The following is a 17239-nucleotide window of genomic DNA, read 5'->3' on the forward strand; positions in this document are numbered from 1 at the left end:
CGCTTTTACTGTGGACTGGAAAACCTGGCGTCGTCATCTATTCTTATAAGGCAAGGCGACTTAGCCTGCATTAATGCCAACTTTTAGCGCACGGCTCTCTCCCAAGAGCCATTTCCCTGGACCGAATACAGGAATCGTATTCGGTCTCTTTTTATATGCCTTATAAATCAGGGGGTTACAAGGCGCGACACGAAAATACACGAAAAATGCACGAAATCACATATCCGGTCTTTTGTGCCTGTTACAACAATGTAAACACTTTCTCCCTCACATCCAAGTATTTTTCAGTCATTTTTTTGGATGTATGACCGAATAGTTTCTGGACAAAATCCTTTCCCCGACTCGCTTCATACGTGCGACCAGACAAGCTTCTGATCTCATGGAAAGAGGGGGGATGTTCCGAAAACTCCAGCCCCGACAATTTCCTCGCCTTCACAAAACCTTTCGTCAAACTGTCCAGATGAATAGCTCCGTCAGGACTGTTTTTACGCTTGCCGGCACTTATCAGAAAATCGGTTGTACTCAGCAAACGACAACGATCAATGATTGCGCTCAGACGTATTCCGTTCAGTGACAGGGATAACGGTATGGCAATCATTGCCCCCGTTTTTATCTGGGTTACGTGTAGACGGTCATCATAAATATCAGTGAACCGCATGTTCGCTATATCCTCGCGGCGCTGCGCGGTTACCAACGCAAGATCCATCGCGAGTGGTAACCAGGGCGATAAAGTATCAGCTGCGGCTCTGATCGGTGTGTACATTTCCAGGCTTAGACGTTGACGGAAGACAACGATCTTTGGCGTTCTCGTAGGTTCAACAGGATTTAGCGTCAATGCGCCTTCGGCAATCGCCTCCCGAAAAATATCGATCAGCACAGAGCGCATAGTTGCGGCCATGGTCTTTTTTCCTTCTGCGATCCATGTATCGAGAAAGTCAGCTATATGGCGAGTGTTTATCTTGTTCAGTATCAGCTCACCCATCTTTTCATTGATGGTGGCAATCTGCCCCGCACGCACTTTATAGGTATTGGCCGCCAGTTCTCTGCGCTGCAGTATGACGCTATATCGCTCAAGCCAATCACTCATAGTTAACTGTTTCTCGTCCGTGATTCGTTGCAGTAAACCACTTGGCGTAAAGTTATTGGTAATATAATTATTAGCTTCGATAGCCTGAGCTATCGCCTGGCTTTTTGATAGTCCATCGAGAGGAAATTCTTTTCCACTAACAGGATTGCGCCAATAATACTTTTTATATTTTTCCCTATAAGTTAGATTTCGCGGTAGATCGCGATTGTATTTCCTGCTCATGTTCAATCCTCTCCAGTAAGCTGCTTTTTTTACCAGTTCGGCCATTTGGGTTTTGATGTTGGATTTTGATACACGCTTTATTTGGCTTGATATAAAAAGCATCATGTTGAACTTTATATTCGCGCCCGTGTTTTTCCGGAGGTGGGTAAATATTCCCGTTCCTCGCCCAGCGTTGCAAAGTTCCAATAGGCGGCGGATCTTGATAGACATCGCTCGCCCACTCTTTGAGTGTCAAAAGCATGTGCTACCCCATGACCGACCAGCAAGTTAACGCTGGTCGGCTATCAAAACTGAATTACGAAAATCACTTGTATGTTTTGGCTAGTTCGAGCGCTTGCTTAGCCTGTATCGGGACATAGTTCATTGCTGATATTGTTTCACCATCAAAGAAAGATGCTCCGACATTGGTTTGTTTAACCATCCGAATAGCCGTTAAGGCTATAAAGATGATGATGAGGTTAATCTTCAATCGCTCAGCCATATCACTCTCCATTAGCGGTGCCAGCGGCAATTTTTTCTATGATGCTATCAGTGCAGGGTGTGGAATGTTGTGCATCCCCAGCAAGCCTCATTACTTCAATATCTCTATGTCTGAGTCCTAGAGAAACCAACCCAGCAATACCGGCTTTTAACCGCACATTTTCAACAAACAGGTCTGCGCTCTGCTTGTCTTTGGCTTCCAGCTCATCCAGCAGCGCTTCCATTTCGTCAGCCGTGATAATCAACTTCCCAAAGCGCCTGCTTCGTGCGTCTTCTATCAATTCCCGAATAACGGACTTAGCGCGTTTGTCGATGTTGCTCATTGGGCGGCCTCTTGGCGGTCTATGCGTTCAATTTCAGCCAGAATAAGTGCGCCCGCTTTCACCAGGTCGCGGCGTGGATTTGTCGGCTTCCACCATTCTGGTGCCCACGGCCAGTCCAATGGAATGCGGTTAAAGGGCTGGATGGTATTCAGCAAGTAGCATGAGGATGCCCACAGTAACTGCGATTTGCTGTACTGGTCGTCATGCTCAGACGCCCAGCCCTCAACAGATTGCTGGCGTTGACGCTCTGAAATCACTGACTGAACTGCATCGGAGAGCGATTCCACACCCTGCACCCGCACTTCAGCCAGTAAAGCGTCGGTGACCGGGGTTTTAACGTCGACTAGCATTCGAACGCTTTCGACATTCTCCGGATCGGTTGATTGCTGCCATCCGATAGTTGCGTTAATCGCCGCCTTCAGCCCCGTATTCTCCGCAGCCAGCGCCGCGCATCGGGCTTCGTTGGTTGCGAGTTCATCTTGCAGTGGTTTGAATATCTGCTCATACACACAGCGGGCTACGCCATCACGCCCGTCGCGCGGACGCAATTCAGTTGCTTCCGCAATGGCGGTTATAAAATCTGCCGCCGATAGTTTTGATGCTTGTTTGTCGATGTCGCTCATAAGGCTGACTCCATTTTTTCAGCCTTCAACACCATGCGTGTACCGTCATCAAGCTCCCAGCCAATTTCGCCACCCTCAGCCATTACAAGTTGCCAGACTAGCTGCACGGCCTCATTGGTCACGTCACGGCCTTTATCGTTACCTACGCGCAGGCGTCCGCCACCTTCCAAATCACGCATCTTTGCCAGCATGATGGTCTTTGTTAGCGGAGAAAATCCGAGTTGAAGTTTTGCTGTATTGCTCATAGGGCGGACTCCTGGCGAAGTTGGGCGGGATTAGAATCGCCTATCTTTGCTACACAGAAATCAGTAATTCTTCGGGCCAATCCTTTATCTTGTTTCCCGAATGACAAAAGCCCCGCAGCAGTAAGCACGTCAGTTAAAAACTGAGACTCTTTTATGCTTAATTGGTTAGTTGCTGGAGTCTCTGGTAAATGGTCAATGGCTGGGTGCCATGCCAATTCTTCACCAGCCTGAACATAACAACTAGTCGCAATAAAGTTATTCAGCTCCACATTCTCCGCAGCCAGCGACGCGTATCTTGCCTCGATGGTGTTCCGCTCCTCCAGAATTGCTTTCGCCTCATCAGAATTAATAATCAGCTCACCACCGTTCTGTGCGCACCATTCAATGCACTGCATTAGTACGCTTATTTTTGTTTTTTTATTTGTTGCCATGAGAACACTCCTTTCATTTTTGTGATGTTAAAATTTATGTATTAATCACGGTTCTAATTCGGTGTCCAGACCAATACTGTACTTCCAAAATATTCCCCTGCATCTGGTTTACCTGTCATGGCTAATGTTGAGCTGACAGAAAAAACATTACTTCCGGTTAACATATTTGCCTGGAGAGAACTTTTCCCGTTAATTAATACATTGCTCCTGATATCACCGTTAGCACCTCCCATTTTGATGTCAGGTGTTTTGATAAGCAGTTCTCCCGTTATGTCTTCGTTACACTGATAGGCGATTTGCTTCTCCACCCGGTGACCGTTTATCTCATCGGTTGTCAGTGTTCCATGCTCAAGCACGAGATTATTCTGCACATCACAGAACGGCTGACCCGGTATAGGGGGCGGCTTGCCGCCACCGCTGATACAGGTATCAGCGAAGATCGCGGTAGGCTGGTTCCGGCTAACAATCGAAGCGGTAAAACAGGTCTCCTTGATATCTTTTATATTGATACCTCTGGGAAGGTTTACCTGATCTATATTCGAGTAATAATATCTCTGCAGATAAGCGATTATTTGTTCCCTGCCAGTAGCACCCCATGACTCATTAAACGTGAATCCGCCGCTTCCTTCTATGCGTTCACCATTTTTCATAATGACATAGGCCGAAAGGCCATATTTACAATTATTTGTATCGCAATTGTATGAGTCGTTCAGGCTTTTCATATCATCTGTCGGATCTTTTGCTGTAACGAAAATAGCAGGCGTTGAGCTCCATTCTGTGTAATCGAAAATGGTACTGTTGGCATAGTCAGAATGCGCGGCCATTAATAGCAAAAGCGAAAAGGCCTTCCTGGTCAATATGTGTTTATTTTTCATTTTGGCTTCCTATTGTTGTGATTAGCTCAACTTTGACTGAACCACCATTAGTGACCTTAAAAAGTAACGAACCACAAAAAGGGCAGTTGGAAAACGTGTCCCAGAATTCACCTTCAGGCGCTTCAGTTGTTCGTAACTTCTCAAGGCATTGAGGGCAGTTGTAGGCTGTCAGCTTTGTCTCGTTCAGTTCTGCCTTATAGAGCCAGCGGCGATAATTAACTAAGCGTTCTTTCTCTGCTTTATTCATCCTGCGACCCTGCTGCGCTGTGCTTCGATATCACGCTGTTCGTTGATGATTTCCACGACCTCATTTAAAAGCTCACCAGAAAGGGTAATAACGCCGCTCTCGTTGATTCCGGCAAGGGTGATCAGCTCAACCAGACGGCGGGCTTTCTTCACGCTGATTTCTGGGGCTATTACGCTGCGTGTGACTTTCTTCTTTCCAGCGGCAGCGGCTACGGCTTTATCCTGCTCAAGCACTTCGCCCGCTTTTTCACCGAACTCTTTTACACGCTCAATAGCTGCACCAGCCGTTACTTCACCAGCCTGAACTTTCTGCTTCACGTCATGGTTCGCGCCAGCCAGGGTAAGCAGGTTTCGAACGGTCGGTTCTGACTTGTTCACCAGCGCGGCTATTTCTGCGACCGACTGATTGAATGCCGATGCCAGCTCTTTTACCACCGCGGCCTGTTCCAGCTCTGAAAGGCTTAACTGGTTGTTGGAGGTCAGGATTCGCGCAAGGCGTTCTTTGTCATCACCAACGAACTGGACGATGTGGATTTTGTTTGCCGGCTTTCCTGCTTTACGGCAGCGCTCATAGCAACGGTGTCGGCGGTGGCCCTCAACAATCCACACGCCGCCTTCATCACGGGAAATCACTTCAAGCGGTGGAACGCTGCCGCCATTCATAAGGAACTGGAAAAGGTCGTCATCAGCCTGGCGTGTACGTTCATCATCGAGGCGCTTGTTAAAGCCTGGTTTGACGTGAATATCATCCAGATGGATGAACATGCCATTATCAGTGCGGGAGATAACGCCGCCGCGTGTCATTTGTCGAAATGAATTAGCCATTGTTTTTTTCCGTCTTAATTGCTGCCATTCGTGAATGGTTAAAAAACATCAATACACGTTGCATGGCAGGACTCTGATAACATTCACGGCATCTGATATTTTTTTCAGGGTTATAAGGCATCATGAATTTCGGCTGCTCGCTCTTTTCTAATGCATCCTGACGTTTTTTGCCCTGGACGATTAACCATTCCTCATAATTTTGTCTGCTAAGGAAAGTTCCATGTTTGGGGGAGCGATAGAGGTTACCCGCTGCTATAGCCATGTTCAAATATCTGCGGGCTGTTCGCGCTGTAATGCCTGCATATTGAGCCACTTCAGCCTGAGTTATTCTCCCATTGTTATGAACCATTGCCACGATTTTTGCAGGCAGATCGTGCTTGAGTTTACATGCCATTTTTTGCTCCTGCTCCGCGTGAGTAATTATTACCATTCTGTAAATCATTCAGCTGAATAGTGGCTCATTTAAAACTGTCGGATAAAATGAGCTGGATAAACAGGCCGCACTAGCGGCCCATACTGTTAACGAACGCTTAGAGTCGTTTCCCCACGCTCGACCTTTGCACCAGGAATCATGTTGAGTTGTTCTGGTGTTGGCTCCAGTCCTTTCTGGCGCAAATCTTCAACTGCCTTTAAGTTCTCAGTTAGAATTTTTTTAATTCGTTCTTTATCGAACTCGTTTACCACTAAAGATTTGGATGAAATTAAATACTCATCTGGAATATCATCTTCGTTAACAATGGTTAATGATATTCCGCCTTTTCGTGCAGTGAAGGTGTTCAAGGTCGTTTTCAATGAATCGCGACCTGCGAGCTTTAAACAATCCAGAAGGTATGTTTTGATCTGCCCAGCCTGGCGATCCCAATGTTTGGAGCGCTCATTTAAACGTGCAGCTTCTTCTTTGCATTTTTTCTTATTGGCTTCAAAGTCACGAATCACCGCCATGGCAGCATCAAACTTATCTTCCAACATACCCTCAATACCTTCCAGCGTATCTTTAATGGTCTGTTCGTCGATTTCACCACTTTCGCCTAGTGCTAATACTTTCGAAATTTCGTTAGCTAAATCAATGGTGCGGTTACTCATGCTTTTTCCTCCAGAGCTTTAAGACATTCAACTTTAATTGATTCAAGGCGGTTCAGTCGTCCGTCAAGGTATTTGACGTAATCATGATCACCCGTTGCATTTGCGGCCTTTAAGTGCTCTCCAATTTTACGGGTGAGGCTGCTGGCAATCTTTGAAACCTCATTAGGAGTTTTGGCTGATTTCATCGTTTCAACATTTGCTTTGAAACGTTGATCAAGTTCTTCGCGTATACGAACCACTTCATCAGCTCTATTTGTCGCATTAATCAGGTCGTGTTCAAGTTTGTTTTGTTCGCTATATTCGCTATCTTCGAACAATCCCCCATAAACATCAGCACTAAAACCAAGTTGTGAAAGTGCTTTAGTTGTGGCGTCCGTTAAACTTTTTTTAGCATATTCATCATCGCAAGTAATACCGTTCTGCGTTTGATATAAATACTTTGTGTGACCGTAACTACTAATTACACCCTTTACACCATTGTGGATGTACCAAAGCGAAATCAGCATTGTATGGTTAAGCGTAAAGATAATAGTCCCATCATTATCTCTAATAACTTTTTTACCTGTAAAACGGCCATTTGCATCGTAGGTCGGTTCAGTAAATGGCATGCCATTATCAAACCTTTCCATTTCAATATTTACGCCCCAGCCAATACCAAATGGTCCGAATAATCTTGTCGCACGTTCCGTCTGATAGGTTGGGTTAATACTTGTAGTAACCCGCAGAATTTGTTTAGAACCATCTGGCAACTTATCTTTGCCATACTGAATTTTGGTTTTGGTTCTACTTGGATCTGTTTTATGTACCCGCATCCAGATGGACATATTTTCTTTGACTGAATTATCCGTATAACCTTTGTATTCAGCTTCGGAAATTTCTGCGCGGGCATTGATAGCCGCCTGTACGCTTTCTGCGCCAGTGTTATCATTCTCTGATTTCTGTTCAACATGACTATTTTCACCTTTCGTCACGTTTTCTTTCGGCTTTTCTGCCAGCAAACCATCAATGGAAAAGCGACCCGCGCCATGATTGGTAACTTCAGGCTCATTACCAGTGCTTGAGTTATCAACAGGGGCGGCAGGGGCTTCGTATGTGCCGTTCTTACGCGCTGAATATTCTTCCTGGCTGATTTCCTTGCCACCATCAGCCAGCGCTTTTTCCAGACCAGGCAACTTGTTAGCGCGTCCAACTTTTTCACCGTCAGCAAACAGGAAGTAAAACGGTCCGGTACGCTCTACGGCTGGCGCATTTTCCACCGTCCGCGTTGCAGAGTCATCGCCATTGAGTTCCGGTTCCACTGCGCCAGACGTTGCCGCTGAAGTGTCCAGTGCACCAGTTGTGCTCGTGTTCTTCTGTTCGGTCTCATGGATATTCCCCTCGTCAGTTTTTGATGTGCCACAGGCGATGGCCAGCATTTCAGCGGACGGGTTGGCGTGGTCGGTTTCGGTAAAGGTGCGGTTAATGTGTGCCTGAATAGATCCGGCAGTTTTGTCGATATCTTCAGGCGAAATTTTCACGCTGTAGATAATCTGGACGGGGGAGTATTCGTAAATGCCAATCGTCGCGCTCATTGCCGCAAACCATGCAGGGAATGGTTTCTCTTTCAGCTTGATGATGTCGCGGGCACGATTAACGATGCTCGCCGGAGGGTTGAGGATGTCGAAATCCATCGCCTTAGCAACCAGGCCAAGGGCAATATTTCGCTTCAAAGATTCTTCATCCTGAAGATGAACAGGAGCCGGATTTAGCTGACGGATTTTTTCAGCCGCGGCTTTCTCGCGGGCGATATCGACAACGGACTTTGATGAACCAGTTTGTTTGCGTTCAGCGTTCTGGCGGTTTTCCCATGCAGCCAGCTCTTTCTGGATCTCAGGCCATTTAGCAGAGTGATCGCACTTAGCTCCTAACCACCCGATCGCGTTTTCAATACGCTCATGGAACATGTTAGCGACAGAAGGTGTTTTAATAATGGCGGTATACATATGGCCTTCAAAGCTGTCAACGTCCTGGGTAATCTCCAGCGCACCAGGTAGGTCGCGTTTCGTTAACGTTGTAGAGCCATATTTGATCAACGCTGCTATCTGTAATTCTTTTGACAGTTTTTCGAAATCGACCTTTTCAGGCTTGCACGGAACCGGATAACCTAAATCTTCAGGCCAGTCATTTTCATACAGAAATGTCGTATCCCAGGCACCACGGGCAGGGCGTGAAACGATTGCAGGAAAATCTTCGCATACCAGAATTTTATAAGCAGCATCCTGAGCGTGTTCGTACTCTTCAAGGAAGATAAAATTTGCCTTAGCTTTGGCTCGCTCAATATCTTTTGCATCGAAAGTGGTAGCGACTCGCTTAATACCCGCTTTTTCTGATTCTTCATCGGGGTAATATCCCGCAATGAAAATTTTCTGGTCAGTCATTATTTTCTCCATTTTTAACGGATTCAAAAGCTTCGGTTAATTTCTTCAAAACGTTGTCAGATAACACATGGTCAAGGTTTTTTCGGTCACATAATTTCACCTGCCCGATAGCGAAAATGATTAAATCCTCAGTAGATAGATAACCATTCGCCACTAAATCCATGACCATCTTTTTCATTGCACTCGGGGCAATGCTGATCACTGCTTCCTCGCCGCTCACGAGTTCTAATTTCTTAAACGCCAGAGTAATATCCATCTGCATTCCTCTTTTTATCAGACTGACCACTTACAAATGGTCACTCTGATAAATGCCCCGCCGAACGGGGCTGAATAAATCAGTGTGCTTTGGCTCTTCTGGCGATATCCTCAAGCAGCAGAAGAGGAAGAAGTCCGCGCAATGAAGACGGCGCAGTCTCAGCGATAGATATGTATTTGAGCCTGAAGCCGGTACGATGGTGAAAGAGAGCCTTTGCCGCACAACCAGCACAGCAGGCTTCTTTCATCTCACCTTCACTTGTGAAAGGGGTGATGTATGTACGCTTGCCAGATTCGCCCTCAAGGGTATTGAAAGCGATGTACCCTAATTGCTCTTCGCCACAGGTTAAAGACAGAACCTTGCAACCATCGGTTGTGATTAAAAGCTCAGTATTAAATGCAACGGTAAATTCGTGGTTCATATTTGACTCCAAAAAAGTGTGTGGATTTCCCTGCCATGTTTCAGGCATATAAAACGTTTTTGCTTAACTAAATATCTTCGTCTTTATCTTCAGCGAAAATTCTGAAGACAAATACCACTATTAAATAAAAGATGACCGCAAGTGACGCAAAAGCCTTGAGAATAACCTTTGTTGTTTGCCAGTCCATTAATACCCCGCTGGTATTTCGTGTTGGTTCACAGGAATAATAGCTTCCACCGGATAACATTCACCTGCAATACGTTGCTCCTTAGATGCATCCAGGCATTCAGCTTGAGAGTCGTAAATATCAACTACTTGTTCCTGAACCTCTCCGCTCGTGAGAAATACGGTCAGTACGAGTGCATAAAGAGTTGTCATTTTTTACCTTTATCCCTGTAGCTATGGCGTGCTGCTGCTTTGCCTGTTCAAACATTTTTTCATCACCGATGAAGGTTGCAATAACGAATTTGTTTCGTGCTGCGAGTAAAAGTTTTAAATCCATCTAATTTTTCCCTTCGTTCTTATCTGCCCGGTAGAAGGTGAGGGCAGTTGAGAAACTCCAGTAATTGTCTTCGAGATATTTTTTCGCTATCTCCCTGGTTTCACCCGTTCGGGTCACGAATAAATCAACCATCTCTTTATCTGTCATACATTCACCAGTGAATATATAAATCTTAAAGTGTGCCTGGGAACATCTCCACCTCAGGCGGCAGTGGTATCCTCTTTGATTCCAACAACCTAAGAGGAAATATCATGTTCGGAAAAAACAAAAATTTCGGAAATTCCAACTTCTACAATCCAGGCAAGAAACCAGCCACTCCTGAAAACACTGAAGATCGTAAAGCTGATGATTCGTCAGAGAAGGAGAGTGCGGTAAAGCCTAAAGAACCGCAGCGTTAAAAGCTTTCAACCATAACTAAGGCTGCGCGCAGTACTTCGGCTGTGCGCTCCTTCACTACAGGATCATCAATCGAAGCTTCTTTGAAATTTGCTGTCATATAGTGGACTGCTTCACAAATGGTGATTTCCGCGCATTCATTGGTATGGAACAGAGTCCAGACGTTTTCTTCTTCGGCCTTCTTCATGCGCGCCGTTCTTGCTGCGTTTAGTTCTTCACGATTCATTCCCATTCTCCGTTTGTTTTGCCCTTTAGCCAGGCTGGCTGAACGTTTTTTCAATCACTGTGCATACGTCAGTGGAATGGCTAGAATATACTTCTGAAGCATAAAAACGGTCAAGGCAAAAACAATGCTTTTGAAGCATAAATTTGTAACTTGCTGAAATTTAGACGAAAAAAAACCGGGATAACCCGGTTTCAATGGAGGAGGTTTATTTTTTTCTGAGAGCGCTTAATTCTTCAAATAATTTATCATACTTGGCAGTGACATGTCTTAAGTCTTTGACTGTAAGCTCTTTTTCGTCAGATGGAAGTCGCTTATAAAGATTGAGGAGTTCTTTTTCATCAGCTTCAACCTTCACCCAGGCGCTGTTTTCTGAGTTGAAATCAGGCGTGCCGGTGTTCCTGATGTACTGAATCATGTCGAGATGCTCCGAACTTATCTCCTCAGGAGCAACCTGTAAAAGTTCTGCCATTTTAATTGTATTTTCAAAGCTTAACGCCAGTTTTCCGTTAAGGATCTGGCTTACTGTCGCTTGGTGTTCATAGCCAAGAACTTCCGCAGCCTTCTCTTGCGTAAGGCGCAGCGATGTTTTTTTTCTCTTCCAAACATCTTTAAGCTTCTGATTTCTATTCATTTAAGGTGCTTTCTGTAGTTCCATTTTCTCAATTTTATGCCTTCAAGTTATATCTATCCAATCTTCCAGAGCTTGATCTAAATATGCTTCAAAAGTATATTCATATGACTTTGTTCTAAGGGCTATGTATGAAACTGAATGAGTTTTTAAAAAAATCAAATATGCGCCAAGCAGACTTCGCTGTCTTGGCTGGTGTGTCTCAAGCAAGGGTAAGCCGTGCCGTGGCGGGTATTCAACCTGTGCGGGGTCGTATTGCGCGTAAGTGGGCTGAAATTACTAATTGGCAAGTAACTCCTCACGAGCTATGTCCAGAAGACTACCCAAACCCGACTGACGGCTTACCGCCTGAAATTCAATTTACCATTTTGAATGGCGAGCAACTGAACCATGAAAATCACCCCAACGATTGAGCAATTAGCCGCTGGCGTTGAGTCTTGGGCTCATGAAGCTGGCTGGAAGACTGTAGGCGTTTGCTTCGCTGACGAATACCAGCGCAGGGGGGGCGGGAAACTTATTCCTCCTGCAACCGATGAACAAGGCATACGCAACGCCAAACAGCGCGTTAAGCGTATCTTCGGATTGGGTGGGCCTCGTTACGTCAAGATGGCCTCCGAGCTGTCAGACGTCGCTTTGCGAGCTATGCCAGCACGCCAGCGAATAGAACTTGAAGAACCGGACTCTCCTGAACTGGCTAAAGCGAAAGTGATGGAGTCGTTTGGTTCGGCAATGTCGGCCGTTGCGGTCAGATGCCCTTCAGCAACTTCGAAGCTTAATCGGCTTATTGACGAGCTTCAGGCGCTGATCCCGATAGCTGAATTGTTGGTGTCATGAGTGGCGGGATCACCCGTACCGATTTCGCAGGAGTAGCAGTATGAGTATGTCCTTGATGGTTCAGGCCATGAAAGCGAGGGTGGGAAATCCTCTGCGTAAGCTGGTGCTGATTAAGCTGGCAGATAATGCCAGTGACTCGGGAGAATGTTGGCCGGCAGTGGCAACGATAGCGTATGAATGCGAGATATCTTCTCGCTCAGTTCAGACACATATCCGGCAACTCGTTAAGGATGGATTTGTTCGTGTAGAAGAGCGTAGAGATTCAAGCGGCGTTAACAGGTCCAACATCTATCACCTTACCTTTAACAATGAGGGTGAAAATCCTGCACCCTATCAGAATCACGCTCAAAAGCAGGGTGAAGGAGCTGCACCCTATGGTGCAAATGGTGCAGGGAGGGAGGGTGAAGGAACTGCACCCCCTGGTGCAAATGGTGCAGGGGGGGAGGGTGCAGGAGATGCACCCAGAATCAGTCAGTTATTAGAACCAGTCAAAGAACCTAAAACCCCCCTTAATCCCCCCAGGGGAAATTCGGCGAAAACTAAATTCGATCCTCTCACGGTTGAACTACCTGATTGGCTCTCTAACTCGCTGTGGGTTGAGTGGGTGGAGTATCGCAAGGCACTGCGGAAACCGATAAAAACGCCTCAGGGCGCTAAAGGCTCGATCAGGGAGCTGGAGAAATACCGGAGTCAGGGCATAACTCCTGAGGTGGTCATTGGTCACAGCATCGCGAGGGAATACCAGGGTTTATACGCCCCGAATAGTTTCAACCTGGCTCACTCTGGCCGTCCAGACATTACCACCGTTTCCAAACCAGACAGCAAGATTCCTGACGGCTTTACGGGGTGAACATGCGCGATATGGCTGATGTGTTAAAGCGGCTTCAAAAAATAGTTCCTGCCGGAGTAAAGCCCAAATTCTCCAGCGCTGAGGAGCTTATGGCATGGCAACAGGAGGAGGCGCGTAAGCACTCAGAAAAGCTTAACCAGGAGAACAGCCGTACTAGGTTAGAAAAGACATTCGGGCGCTCGGGTATCCGCGAGCGTTATCACAACTGCACGTTCAAAAATTATTCGGTAGAGGATGATGGCCAGCGCAAAGCGTTGTCTTATGCTAAGTCCTGGCTGAACAATTTCGGATCCGGCTGCGCTTGTTTCGTTTTCAGTGGCAACCCTGGGACGGGTAAAAACCATCTTGCTGCAGCGATAGGAAATGCTCTCCTGGCTCAACAAAAAAGTGTGCTGATTATTACCGTGGCTGACCTAATGACCGAGTTCAAAGCGGGCTTCAGTGGTGGGAAATCTGAGGCTGAATTGATGGAGCAGATATCACGCGTCGATCTGCTGATCCTCGATGAAGTTGGCGTTCAGATGTATTCACAATACGAAAAGGTCATTTTGCATCAGGTCATTGATCGTAGGACGGCAATGTTAAAACCGCTTGGAGTGCTGACAAATCTGAAGGAGTCAGAGTTAACTCAGGCGATAGGAGAGAGAGCACTGGATCGCCTTAAGATGGGCGGGGGATTGTGGGTGAATTTTGATTGGGGTAGTTATCGTGCGGCACAAAGACGGTGAAACAAAAAACCCCAGCTGGTGACTGGGGTTTTTGAAGGTAAGGTTAGTGGCTGGTATCCAAAATCCATACCTGTAGTGTGAACCTTCGCGTTACTAATTTTACACAGTCCAGAATTGATTGCAAATTAGTCCAGAATTGAATGCAAAACACAAACCTGGTCATAGGCTTGTTTTGTGGTTTTTTTTCTTTCTTTCGCTAAATCAGTCCGATAGGATAAAGGGGTTGGTTCACTTAAGGGAAATTACTGGATTTTCTTCGTTGAAACGGGTGGTGCCGTCAAAGCCCTGGCCCTGAAAGTAGTGTGAACCTTCGCAGGCGTTATCTGGTTCGGAGGAAAGTTAGGGCTAATCAGATAGGCTACTTTCCTTTCGAAAGGGAAAGCGGATGATTGAGATCCTGACCATCATTAAATTGGTCATCGAAATCATTGCTGCCGTAGTGCAGTTGATCAATCAGTTCTGGTAACTGTTGAAACGTAGCTAAGGCGCGGAGGCACCACCTTCGCGCCTTTAACGTGCTCTGCACCAGATCATTCTTTTACTGTCCATATTCTCAATGTTTAATATTCTGAAAAAAAGTTTTGAAGTGAGCTTTTAAAACTTATTATCGCATTGATTTTCATCAACTTTAACCATTCAGTAACTTAAGGATCTTGACCTATCCTCAATAAGTGGTACTGTTTTTATATACAGTGATTTCCGGTCGCGTACAAAGTCGAAGGAATGACGCATATATCATGTGGTGGGAACCTGCCGCTTTGCTGTCTTAGATCATCGAACGCGCACAAGGAACACAGGATATCTTCAGTTTGAAGTAGGGTTTTCGCATGATTGATGCTGAGACAGTAAACAGGTATCTCCGGAGTGGAGGAAGAGTCATGATGTATCTCGATGAAAACGGCAATATACAACATACGTTGATGGGCAGGAGCGATGAAGTATATGGCTCAACGAGCGGTATACTTGAGACGTTTCTGACCGCTTACCCAAGTGGTGATTTAAGGGAGTTTGTCACGACTTACCTTGCATCCCGAAAGCGTAGCAACATATAATTCTCCGAGGGCTGAACACCCTTTCAATCACTGTGCCACCGGAGAGAACGATGGCACAGATAATACAACTCTTTAAATCTTCACCCACCACCCTGACCACGGCAACGCCCGAGGCCAGCGATTTTTTGCAACGTATCAAAATCGGCGTGTGGCTTAACTGCGACGTTAAGCAAGCCCGAAACTACCTCTTCCATAAGCGTTTCTTCGCGCTCCTGAATCTTGGATTCGAATACTGGACGCCCACAGGCGGGGCGATCACCCCAGCGGAAAAAGAGTATTTACACGGGTACGTTCGTTACCTGATCTCGATGGCCGGCAATGACGACCTGCTATTAGAAACAGAGAAGGTCTACAACGAAACCCACGGGCAGTGGCGAACGAAAGAGGCGGCAATCACCAAATCGTTCGAGGCCTTCAGAAAATGGGCCGTTGTTGAGGCTGGTTTCTACGACGAATTCATCCTTCCTGATGGCACCCGCCGCCGCGAAGCAAAATCTATATCTTTCGCCAACATGAAAGAGGCCGAGTTTTTCCAGGTCTACAAGGCAGTTTTTAACGTCCTGTGGAACACCATTCTTTTTAGAAAATTCCGCAACTATCAGGAAGCCGACAACGTAGCCATGCAGATGCTGGAGTTCGCGGCGTGAAGAGAAAACCAGACCTTCGCAAAGCAGCCCGTGGGCGTGAATGCACAATCCGTATCCCTGGCATTTGCAACCATAACCCTGAAACCTCGTGCCTTGCTCATTACCGGCTGGCGGGAACGTGCGGTACTGGCTGTAAGCCTGACGACGAACAGGGCGCCATTTCCTGCAATGCCTGTCATGACGTAATCGACGGTCGCGTAAAAACCAAAGAATACAGCTACGAAGAACTTCGGCTTATGCACGCTGAAGGGATTCTTCGCACACAAAAAATCTGGCGAGATGAGGGGTTACGATGAACGCGCAGCAACTGGAATATGTACGCATTCAACTACGCGCTGCGCTGGTCGATGACTCAGGCGGCACCAAAGGTCAACTGGAGGCATTCGCGGAACATCCGCCAGCGGATAAAGACCTGAATCCGAGAAAACAGCTTCATGTGGTTGAACTCGATAACGGGCGCGGCGGTGTTCGTTGTGTTAAAGCTGAAAATAGCGCTCTCTACGTCCTGGAGACGCGAAGTCGACGCCGCCCGATGCCTCCGATAAGAGACAAAGCGTTTTCTTCGTGTGCATGGCGTAGAGCAGTTCTAAAACTCGATGATGGCCCTCAGTCATGGGTTCGATATTGTTATGGATTTGATCTGGACTTTAAACACCAGACCGCGATTTGTCAGTACGTATGGGAGAAGTACAGCAAATCCCTGAAAGGGATAAAGCTACAGGCCAGAGTTAAAAAAAGGATCATATCCCTTGTATGGCTGGCGGCCCAGGATGCGGCAGCAAAAAACAGCAATGACACTTACAAAGAGTATGCTGGGTCTGCGCTAGGTCGCTTGGTTGGCGCTACCCAGCAAGCATGGTCGAAGACTTATGCACCGCATTGGGAAGGACTGAAACACGCGTTTCAGTTACTTGATGAGTACTCGATATACGCTGTCGTCGTTAATTTCAGCGCCGCCCGTGAAGAGGCTGTGATTTGACAAAAAATGATATCTGGGGCTATATTTGCCGCACGCCAGCAAAATCTGGCGTCGGGATTGGTCTCCCGGATAACACAAAGGCGACAACAGACGCCTCAGCGTCTTTTTTATTGTCGCGTGCATAGCCACACCTTCGCATTATGGTGGGCTGGCGGTGGCGGAGCAATCCGCGCCGGGTTTCCTTTGTGACCGGTAGACCAACTCCGTCAGCTCACCACCCCTGATTGGTCTCAGAGTGGTGATAATCCCAGCGCACAAGGAATATCCCATGAATACAGCAATAACCATTTCCACTGAATCCCCAAAAGTCTTTTTCAGAAATTCCCGCTTAGTTACCACTTCTCAGGCTATCGCCGATTACTTCGACAAACAGCATAAGCACGTTTTAGAAAAGATAAGATCCCTTGATTGCTCGCCAGAATTCGCGACAGCCAACTTTTCGACCGTCGCAATAAAAGTTCAGGCAGGCTTCATGGAAAAAGATGCTGAAGGATACGAAGTAACCAAAGACGGATTCATGTTTCTGGTTATGGGATTTACAGGTAAAAAGGCCGCCAGACTCAAAGAGGCGTACATTGCGAAATTTAACACAATGGAGGTTGAGTTGAGGAAGCAGCAAAGCGGGGAGGTCACCCCAGCGGTTGATATGCTTAATATCGATCTCCACTTGTGTATTAGGGATGGTAATGTTGCATTTGTCCGTAGCTTCCACCCTGAAAAAATGACAACCCCTGAAGAAGTAATGGCCGTACTGAAAATGAAAGGGTGGTTAATCATGCCACGAGAAGAATTAGTCGGAAAATTGATGACATTGTGAAACGGTTCCACTTGCAAAAGTTGTGAAAACGGACCACAATTAACAC

The 17239-nt window shown here is 46.5% G+C and carries 28 protein-coding genes and 2 pseudogenes; 10 read left to right on the forward strand and 20 right to left on the reverse strand.

Translation table 11 applies throughout. The annotated features are described in order from the left end of the window. Window positions 1–241: 241 nt before the first annotated feature. From EKN38_RS12815 to EKN38_RS12895, 18 genes and pseudogenes are all read right to left on the reverse strand, one after another. Window positions 242–1309 (reverse strand): tyrosine-type recombinase/integrase, encoded by a 1068-nt coding sequence (locus EKN38_RS12815; protein ID WP_126522106.1) that lies wholly within the window; start codon window positions 1307–1309, stop codon window positions 242–244. Further along, window positions 1263–1550 (reverse strand): excisionase, encoded by a 288-nt coding sequence (locus EKN38_RS12820; RefSeq protein ID WP_126522108.1) that lies wholly within the window; start codon window positions 1548–1550, stop codon window positions 1263–1265. Before EKN38_RS12820 ends, EKN38_RS12815 begins: the two co-directional genes overlap by 47 nt. Before the next feature lie 63 nt (window positions 1551–1613). Continuing rightward, window positions 1614–1790 carry a hypothetical protein gene (locus EKN38_RS25770; RefSeq protein WP_185812840.1) on the reverse strand — a complete coding sequence of 59 codons (177 nt, stop codon included), beginning with the start codon at window positions 1788–1790 and terminating at the stop codon, window positions 1614–1616. A 1-nt stretch (window position 1791) separates the two neighbouring features. After that, window positions 1792–1995: pseudogene (locus EKN38_RS25990) on the reverse strand (hypothetical protein); the annotation flags it as partial. Window positions 1996–2108: 113 nt separating this feature from the next. Next, the gene (locus EKN38_RS12830) at window positions 2109–2735 is read right to left on the reverse strand and encodes a hypothetical protein (protein ID WP_185812841.1); all 627 of its coding nucleotides are present in this window, start codon (window positions 2733–2735) and stop codon (window positions 2109–2111) included. Beyond that, window positions 2732–2980: a hypothetical protein gene (locus tag EKN38_RS12835; RefSeq protein WP_126522112.1), complete on the reverse strand. Its 249-nt coding sequence runs from the start codon at window positions 2978–2980 to the stop codon at window positions 2732–2734. Before EKN38_RS12835 ends, EKN38_RS12830 begins: the two co-directional genes overlap by 4 nt. Continuing rightward, window positions 2977–3411, reverse strand: coding sequence for a hypothetical protein (locus tag EKN38_RS12840; RefSeq protein ID WP_126522114.1), 435 nt, complete (start codon window positions 3409–3411; stop codon window positions 2977–2979). The genes EKN38_RS12835 and EKN38_RS12840 overlap by 4 nt, the downstream gene beginning before the upstream one ends. Window positions 3412–3464: 53 nt before the next feature. After that, window positions 3465–4286: a hypothetical protein gene (locus EKN38_RS12845; RefSeq protein ID WP_126522116.1), complete on the reverse strand. Its 822-nt coding sequence runs from the start codon at window positions 4284–4286 to the stop codon at window positions 3465–3467. Continuing rightward, the gene (locus EKN38_RS12850; RefSeq protein WP_126522118.1) at window positions 4276–4533 is read right to left on the reverse strand and encodes a hypothetical protein; all 258 of its coding nucleotides are present in this window, start codon (window positions 4531–4533) and stop codon (window positions 4276–4278) included. The genes EKN38_RS12845 and EKN38_RS12850 overlap by 11 nt, the downstream gene beginning before the upstream one ends. Continuing rightward, window positions 4530–5357, reverse strand: a complete 828-nt coding sequence (locus EKN38_RS12855; RefSeq protein WP_126522120.1) for a chromosome partitioning protein ParB — start codon at window positions 5355–5357, stop codon at window positions 4530–4532. The genes EKN38_RS12850 and EKN38_RS12855 overlap by 4 nt, the downstream gene beginning before the upstream one ends. Then, on the reverse strand, window positions 5350–5751 hold the full coding sequence (locus EKN38_RS12860) for a DUF977 family protein (RefSeq protein ID WP_185812842.1): 402 nt from the start codon (window positions 5749–5751) through the stop codon (window positions 5350–5352). The genes EKN38_RS12855 and EKN38_RS12860 overlap by 8 nt, the downstream gene beginning before the upstream one ends. Window positions 5752–5876: 125 nt before the next feature. Further along, complete coding sequence (locus tag EKN38_RS12865; protein ID WP_126522124.1) at window positions 5877–6440, reverse strand: siphovirus Gp157 family protein; 564 nt, start codon at window positions 6438–6440, stop codon at window positions 5877–5879. Beyond that, on the reverse strand, window positions 6437–8857 hold the full coding sequence (locus tag EKN38_RS12870) for a hypothetical protein (RefSeq protein WP_126522126.1): 2421 nt from the start codon (window positions 8855–8857) through the stop codon (window positions 6437–6439). The genes EKN38_RS12865 and EKN38_RS12870 overlap by 4 nt, the downstream gene beginning before the upstream one ends. Continuing rightward, a complete protein-coding gene (locus EKN38_RS12875) occupies window positions 8850–9113 on the reverse strand; it encodes a hypothetical protein (RefSeq protein WP_126522127.1) in 264 nt (87 codons plus the stop codon). The genes EKN38_RS12870 and EKN38_RS12875 overlap by 8 nt, the downstream gene beginning before the upstream one ends. 79 nt (window positions 9114–9192) lie before the next feature. Continuing rightward, window positions 9193–9534 carry a hypothetical protein gene (locus EKN38_RS12880; protein WP_126522129.1) on the reverse strand — a complete coding sequence of 114 codons (342 nt, stop codon included), beginning with the start codon at window positions 9532–9534 and terminating at the stop codon, window positions 9193–9195. 186 nt (window positions 9535–9720) lie between these two features. Then, window positions 9721–9912 carry a DUF1482 family protein gene (locus tag EKN38_RS12885; protein ID WP_126522131.1) on the reverse strand — a complete coding sequence of 64 codons (192 nt, stop codon included), beginning with the start codon at window positions 9910–9912 and terminating at the stop codon, window positions 9721–9723. A 40-nt stretch (window positions 9913–9952) separates the two neighbouring features. Next, window positions 9953–10036: pseudogene (gene kil, locus EKN38_RS26165) on the reverse strand (host cell division inhibitory peptide Kil); the annotation flags it as partial. Beyond that, on the reverse strand, window positions 10037–10183 hold the full coding sequence (locus tag EKN38_RS12895; RefSeq protein WP_126522135.1) for a hypothetical protein: 147 nt from the start codon (window positions 10181–10183) through the stop codon (window positions 10037–10039). It abuts the pseudogene before it with no gap. A gap of 104 nt (window positions 10184–10287) precedes the next feature. Between EKN38_RS12895 and EKN38_RS25775 the strand changes: the two genes are divergently transcribed. Continuing rightward, window positions 10288–10434 (forward strand): hypothetical protein, encoded by a 147-nt coding sequence (locus tag EKN38_RS25775; protein ID WP_185812843.1) that lies wholly within the window; start codon window positions 10288–10290, stop codon window positions 10432–10434. Here EKN38_RS25775 and EKN38_RS12900 read toward each other — a convergent pair. Then, the gene (locus tag EKN38_RS12900) at window positions 10431–10658 is read right to left on the reverse strand and encodes a hypothetical protein (protein WP_126522137.1); all 228 of its coding nucleotides are present in this window, start codon (window positions 10656–10658) and stop codon (window positions 10431–10433) included. The genes EKN38_RS25775 and EKN38_RS12900 overlap by 4 nt on opposite strands. Window positions 10659–10863: 205 nt before the next feature. Continuing rightward, window positions 10864–11289 carry a helix-turn-helix domain-containing protein gene (locus EKN38_RS12905; RefSeq protein WP_126522139.1) on the reverse strand — a complete coding sequence of 142 codons (426 nt, stop codon included), beginning with the start codon at window positions 11287–11289 and terminating at the stop codon, window positions 10864–10866. A 128-nt stretch (window positions 11290–11417) separates the two neighbouring features. Here EKN38_RS12905 and EKN38_RS12910 point away from each other — a divergent pair, with 128 nt between their 5' ends. From EKN38_RS12910 to EKN38_RS12945, 9 genes are all read left to right on the forward strand, one after another. Then, on the forward strand, window positions 11418–11699 hold the full coding sequence (locus EKN38_RS12910) for a helix-turn-helix domain-containing protein (protein WP_126522141.1): 282 nt from the start codon (window positions 11418–11420) through the stop codon (window positions 11697–11699). Beyond that, a complete protein-coding gene (locus tag EKN38_RS12915) occupies window positions 11677–12120 on the forward strand; it encodes a hypothetical protein (protein ID WP_126522143.1) in 444 nt (147 codons plus the stop codon). Before EKN38_RS12910 ends, EKN38_RS12915 begins: the two co-directional genes overlap by 23 nt. A gap of 40 nt (window positions 12121–12160) precedes the next feature. Next, window positions 12161–12970, forward strand: a complete 810-nt coding sequence (locus tag EKN38_RS12920; protein ID WP_126522145.1) for a helix-turn-helix domain-containing protein — start codon at window positions 12161–12163, stop codon at window positions 12968–12970. A gap of 2 nt (window positions 12971–12972) precedes the next feature. Further along, the gene (locus tag EKN38_RS12925; RefSeq protein WP_126522147.1) at window positions 12973–13698 is read left to right on the forward strand and encodes an ATP-binding protein; all 726 of its coding nucleotides are present in this window, start codon (window positions 12973–12975) and stop codon (window positions 13696–13698) included. A gap of 878 nt (window positions 13699–14576) precedes the next feature. Next, window positions 14577–14750: a hypothetical protein gene (locus tag EKN38_RS25780; protein WP_185812844.1), complete on the forward strand. Its 174-nt coding sequence runs from the start codon at window positions 14577–14579 to the stop codon at window positions 14748–14750. 50 nt (window positions 14751–14800) lie between these two features. Beyond that, on the forward strand, window positions 14801–15397 hold the full coding sequence (locus EKN38_RS12930) for a DUF1367 family protein (RefSeq protein WP_126522149.1): 597 nt from the start codon (window positions 14801–14803) through the stop codon (window positions 15395–15397). Further along, on the forward strand, window positions 15394–15693 hold the full coding sequence (locus EKN38_RS12935; protein ID WP_126522151.1) for a DUF1364 domain-containing protein: 300 nt from the start codon (window positions 15394–15396) through the stop codon (window positions 15691–15693). Before EKN38_RS12930 ends, EKN38_RS12935 begins: the two co-directional genes overlap by 4 nt. After that, window positions 15690–16376, forward strand: a complete 687-nt coding sequence (locus tag EKN38_RS12940) for a bacteriophage antitermination protein Q (RefSeq protein ID WP_126522153.1) — start codon at window positions 15690–15692, stop codon at window positions 16374–16376. Before EKN38_RS12935 ends, EKN38_RS12940 begins: the two co-directional genes overlap by 4 nt. A 268-nt stretch (window positions 16377–16644) precedes the next feature. After that, on the forward strand, window positions 16645–17193 hold the full coding sequence (locus EKN38_RS12945; protein ID WP_126522155.1) for a Rha family transcriptional regulator: 549 nt from the start codon (window positions 16645–16647) through the stop codon (window positions 17191–17193). The last annotated feature ends 46 nt before the right edge of the window (window positions 17194–17239 follow it).

The organism is Enterobacter sp. WCHEn045836, from assembly GCF_003965585.1.
In the GTDB taxonomy this organism is placed as follows: domain Bacteria; phylum Pseudomonadota; class Gammaproteobacteria; order Enterobacterales; family Enterobacteriaceae; genus Enterobacter; species Enterobacter dissolvens.

What these genes read in the sequence shown, in the direction of transcription:
- EKN38_RS12815 (WP_126522106.1), bottom strand. Translation starts at nt 1,309, where the DNA reads ATGAGCAGGAAATACAATCGCGATCTACCGCGAAATCTAACTTATAGG.
- EKN38_RS12820 (WP_126522108.1), bottom strand. Translation starts at nt 1,550, where the DNA reads ATGCTTTTGACACTCAAAGAGTGGGCGAGCGATGTCTATCAAGATCCG.
- EKN38_RS25770 (WP_185812840.1), bottom strand. Translation starts at nt 1,790, where the DNA reads ATGGCTGAGCGATTGAAGATTAACCTCATCATCATCTTTATAGCCTTA.
- EKN38_RS12830 (WP_185812841.1), bottom strand. Translation starts at nt 2,735, where the DNA reads ATGAGCGACATCGACAAACAAGCATCAAAACTATCGGCGGCAGATTTT.
- EKN38_RS12835 (WP_126522112.1), bottom strand. Translation starts at nt 2,980, where the DNA reads ATGAGCAATACAGCAAAACTTCAACTCGGATTTTCTCCGCTAACAAAG.
- EKN38_RS12840 (WP_126522114.1), bottom strand. Translation starts at nt 3,411, where the DNA reads ATGGCAACAAATAAAAAAACAAAAATAAGCGTACTAATGCAGTGCATT.
- EKN38_RS12845 (WP_126522116.1), bottom strand. Translation starts at nt 4,286, where the DNA reads ATGAAAAATAAACACATATTGACCAGGAAGGCCTTTTCGCTTTTGCTA.
- EKN38_RS12850 (WP_126522118.1), bottom strand. Translation starts at nt 4,533, where the DNA reads ATGAATAAAGCAGAGAAAGAACGCTTAGTTAATTATCGCCGCTGGCTC.
- EKN38_RS12855 (WP_126522120.1), bottom strand. Translation starts at nt 5,357, where the DNA reads ATGGCTAATTCATTTCGACAAATGACACGCGGCGGCGTTATCTCCCGC.
- EKN38_RS12860 (WP_185812842.1), bottom strand. Translation starts at nt 5,751, where the DNA reads ATGGCATGTAAACTCAAGCACGATCTGCCTGCAAAAATCGTGGCAATG.
- EKN38_RS12865 (WP_126522124.1), bottom strand. Translation starts at nt 6,440, where the DNA reads ATGAGTAACCGCACCATTGATTTAGCTAACGAAATTTCGAAAGTATTA.
- EKN38_RS12870 (WP_126522126.1), bottom strand. Translation starts at nt 8,857, where the DNA reads ATGACTGACCAGAAAATTTTCATTGCGGGATATTACCCCGATGAAGAA.
- EKN38_RS12875 (WP_126522127.1), bottom strand. Translation starts at nt 9,113, where the DNA reads ATGGATATTACTCTGGCGTTTAAGAAATTAGAACTCGTGAGCGGCGAG.
- EKN38_RS12880 (WP_126522129.1), bottom strand. Translation starts at nt 9,534, where the DNA reads ATGAACCACGAATTTACCGTTGCATTTAATACTGAGCTTTTAATCACA.
- EKN38_RS12885 (WP_126522131.1), bottom strand. Translation starts at nt 9,912, where the DNA reads ATGACAACTCTTTATGCACTCGTACTGACCGTATTTCTCACGAGCGGA.
- EKN38_RS12895 (WP_126522135.1), bottom strand. Translation starts at nt 10,183, where the DNA reads ATGACAGATAAAGAGATGGTTGATTTATTCGTGACCCGAACGGGTGAA.
- EKN38_RS25775 (WP_185812843.1), top strand. Translation starts at nt 10,288, where the DNA reads ATGTTCGGAAAAAACAAAAATTTCGGAAATTCCAACTTCTACAATCCA.
- EKN38_RS12900 (WP_126522137.1), bottom strand. Translation starts at nt 10,658, where the DNA reads ATGAATCGTGAAGAACTAAACGCAGCAAGAACGGCGCGCATGAAGAAG.
- EKN38_RS12905 (WP_126522139.1), bottom strand. Translation starts at nt 11,289, where the DNA reads ATGAATAGAAATCAGAAGCTTAAAGATGTTTGGAAGAGAAAAAAAACA.
- EKN38_RS12910 (WP_126522141.1), top strand. Translation starts at nt 11,418, where the DNA reads ATGAAACTGAATGAGTTTTTAAAAAAATCAAATATGCGCCAAGCAGAC.
- EKN38_RS12915 (WP_126522143.1), top strand. Translation starts at nt 11,677, where the DNA reads ATGAAAATCACCCCAACGATTGAGCAATTAGCCGCTGGCGTTGAGTCT.
- EKN38_RS12920 (WP_126522145.1), top strand. Translation starts at nt 12,161, where the DNA reads ATGAGTATGTCCTTGATGGTTCAGGCCATGAAAGCGAGGGTGGGAAAT.
- EKN38_RS12925 (WP_126522147.1), top strand. Translation starts at nt 12,973, where the DNA reads ATGCGCGATATGGCTGATGTGTTAAAGCGGCTTCAAAAAATAGTTCCT.
- EKN38_RS25780 (WP_185812844.1), top strand. Translation starts at nt 14,577, where the DNA reads ATGATGTATCTCGATGAAAACGGCAATATACAACATACGTTGATGGGC.
- EKN38_RS12930 (WP_126522149.1), top strand. Translation starts at nt 14,801, where the DNA reads ATGGCACAGATAATACAACTCTTTAAATCTTCACCCACCACCCTGACC.
- EKN38_RS12940 (WP_126522153.1), top strand. Translation starts at nt 15,690, where the DNA reads ATGAACGCGCAGCAACTGGAATATGTACGCATTCAACTACGCGCTGCG.
- EKN38_RS12945 (WP_126522155.1), top strand. Translation starts at nt 16,645, where the DNA reads ATGAATACAGCAATAACCATTTCCACTGAATCCCCAAAAGTCTTTTTC.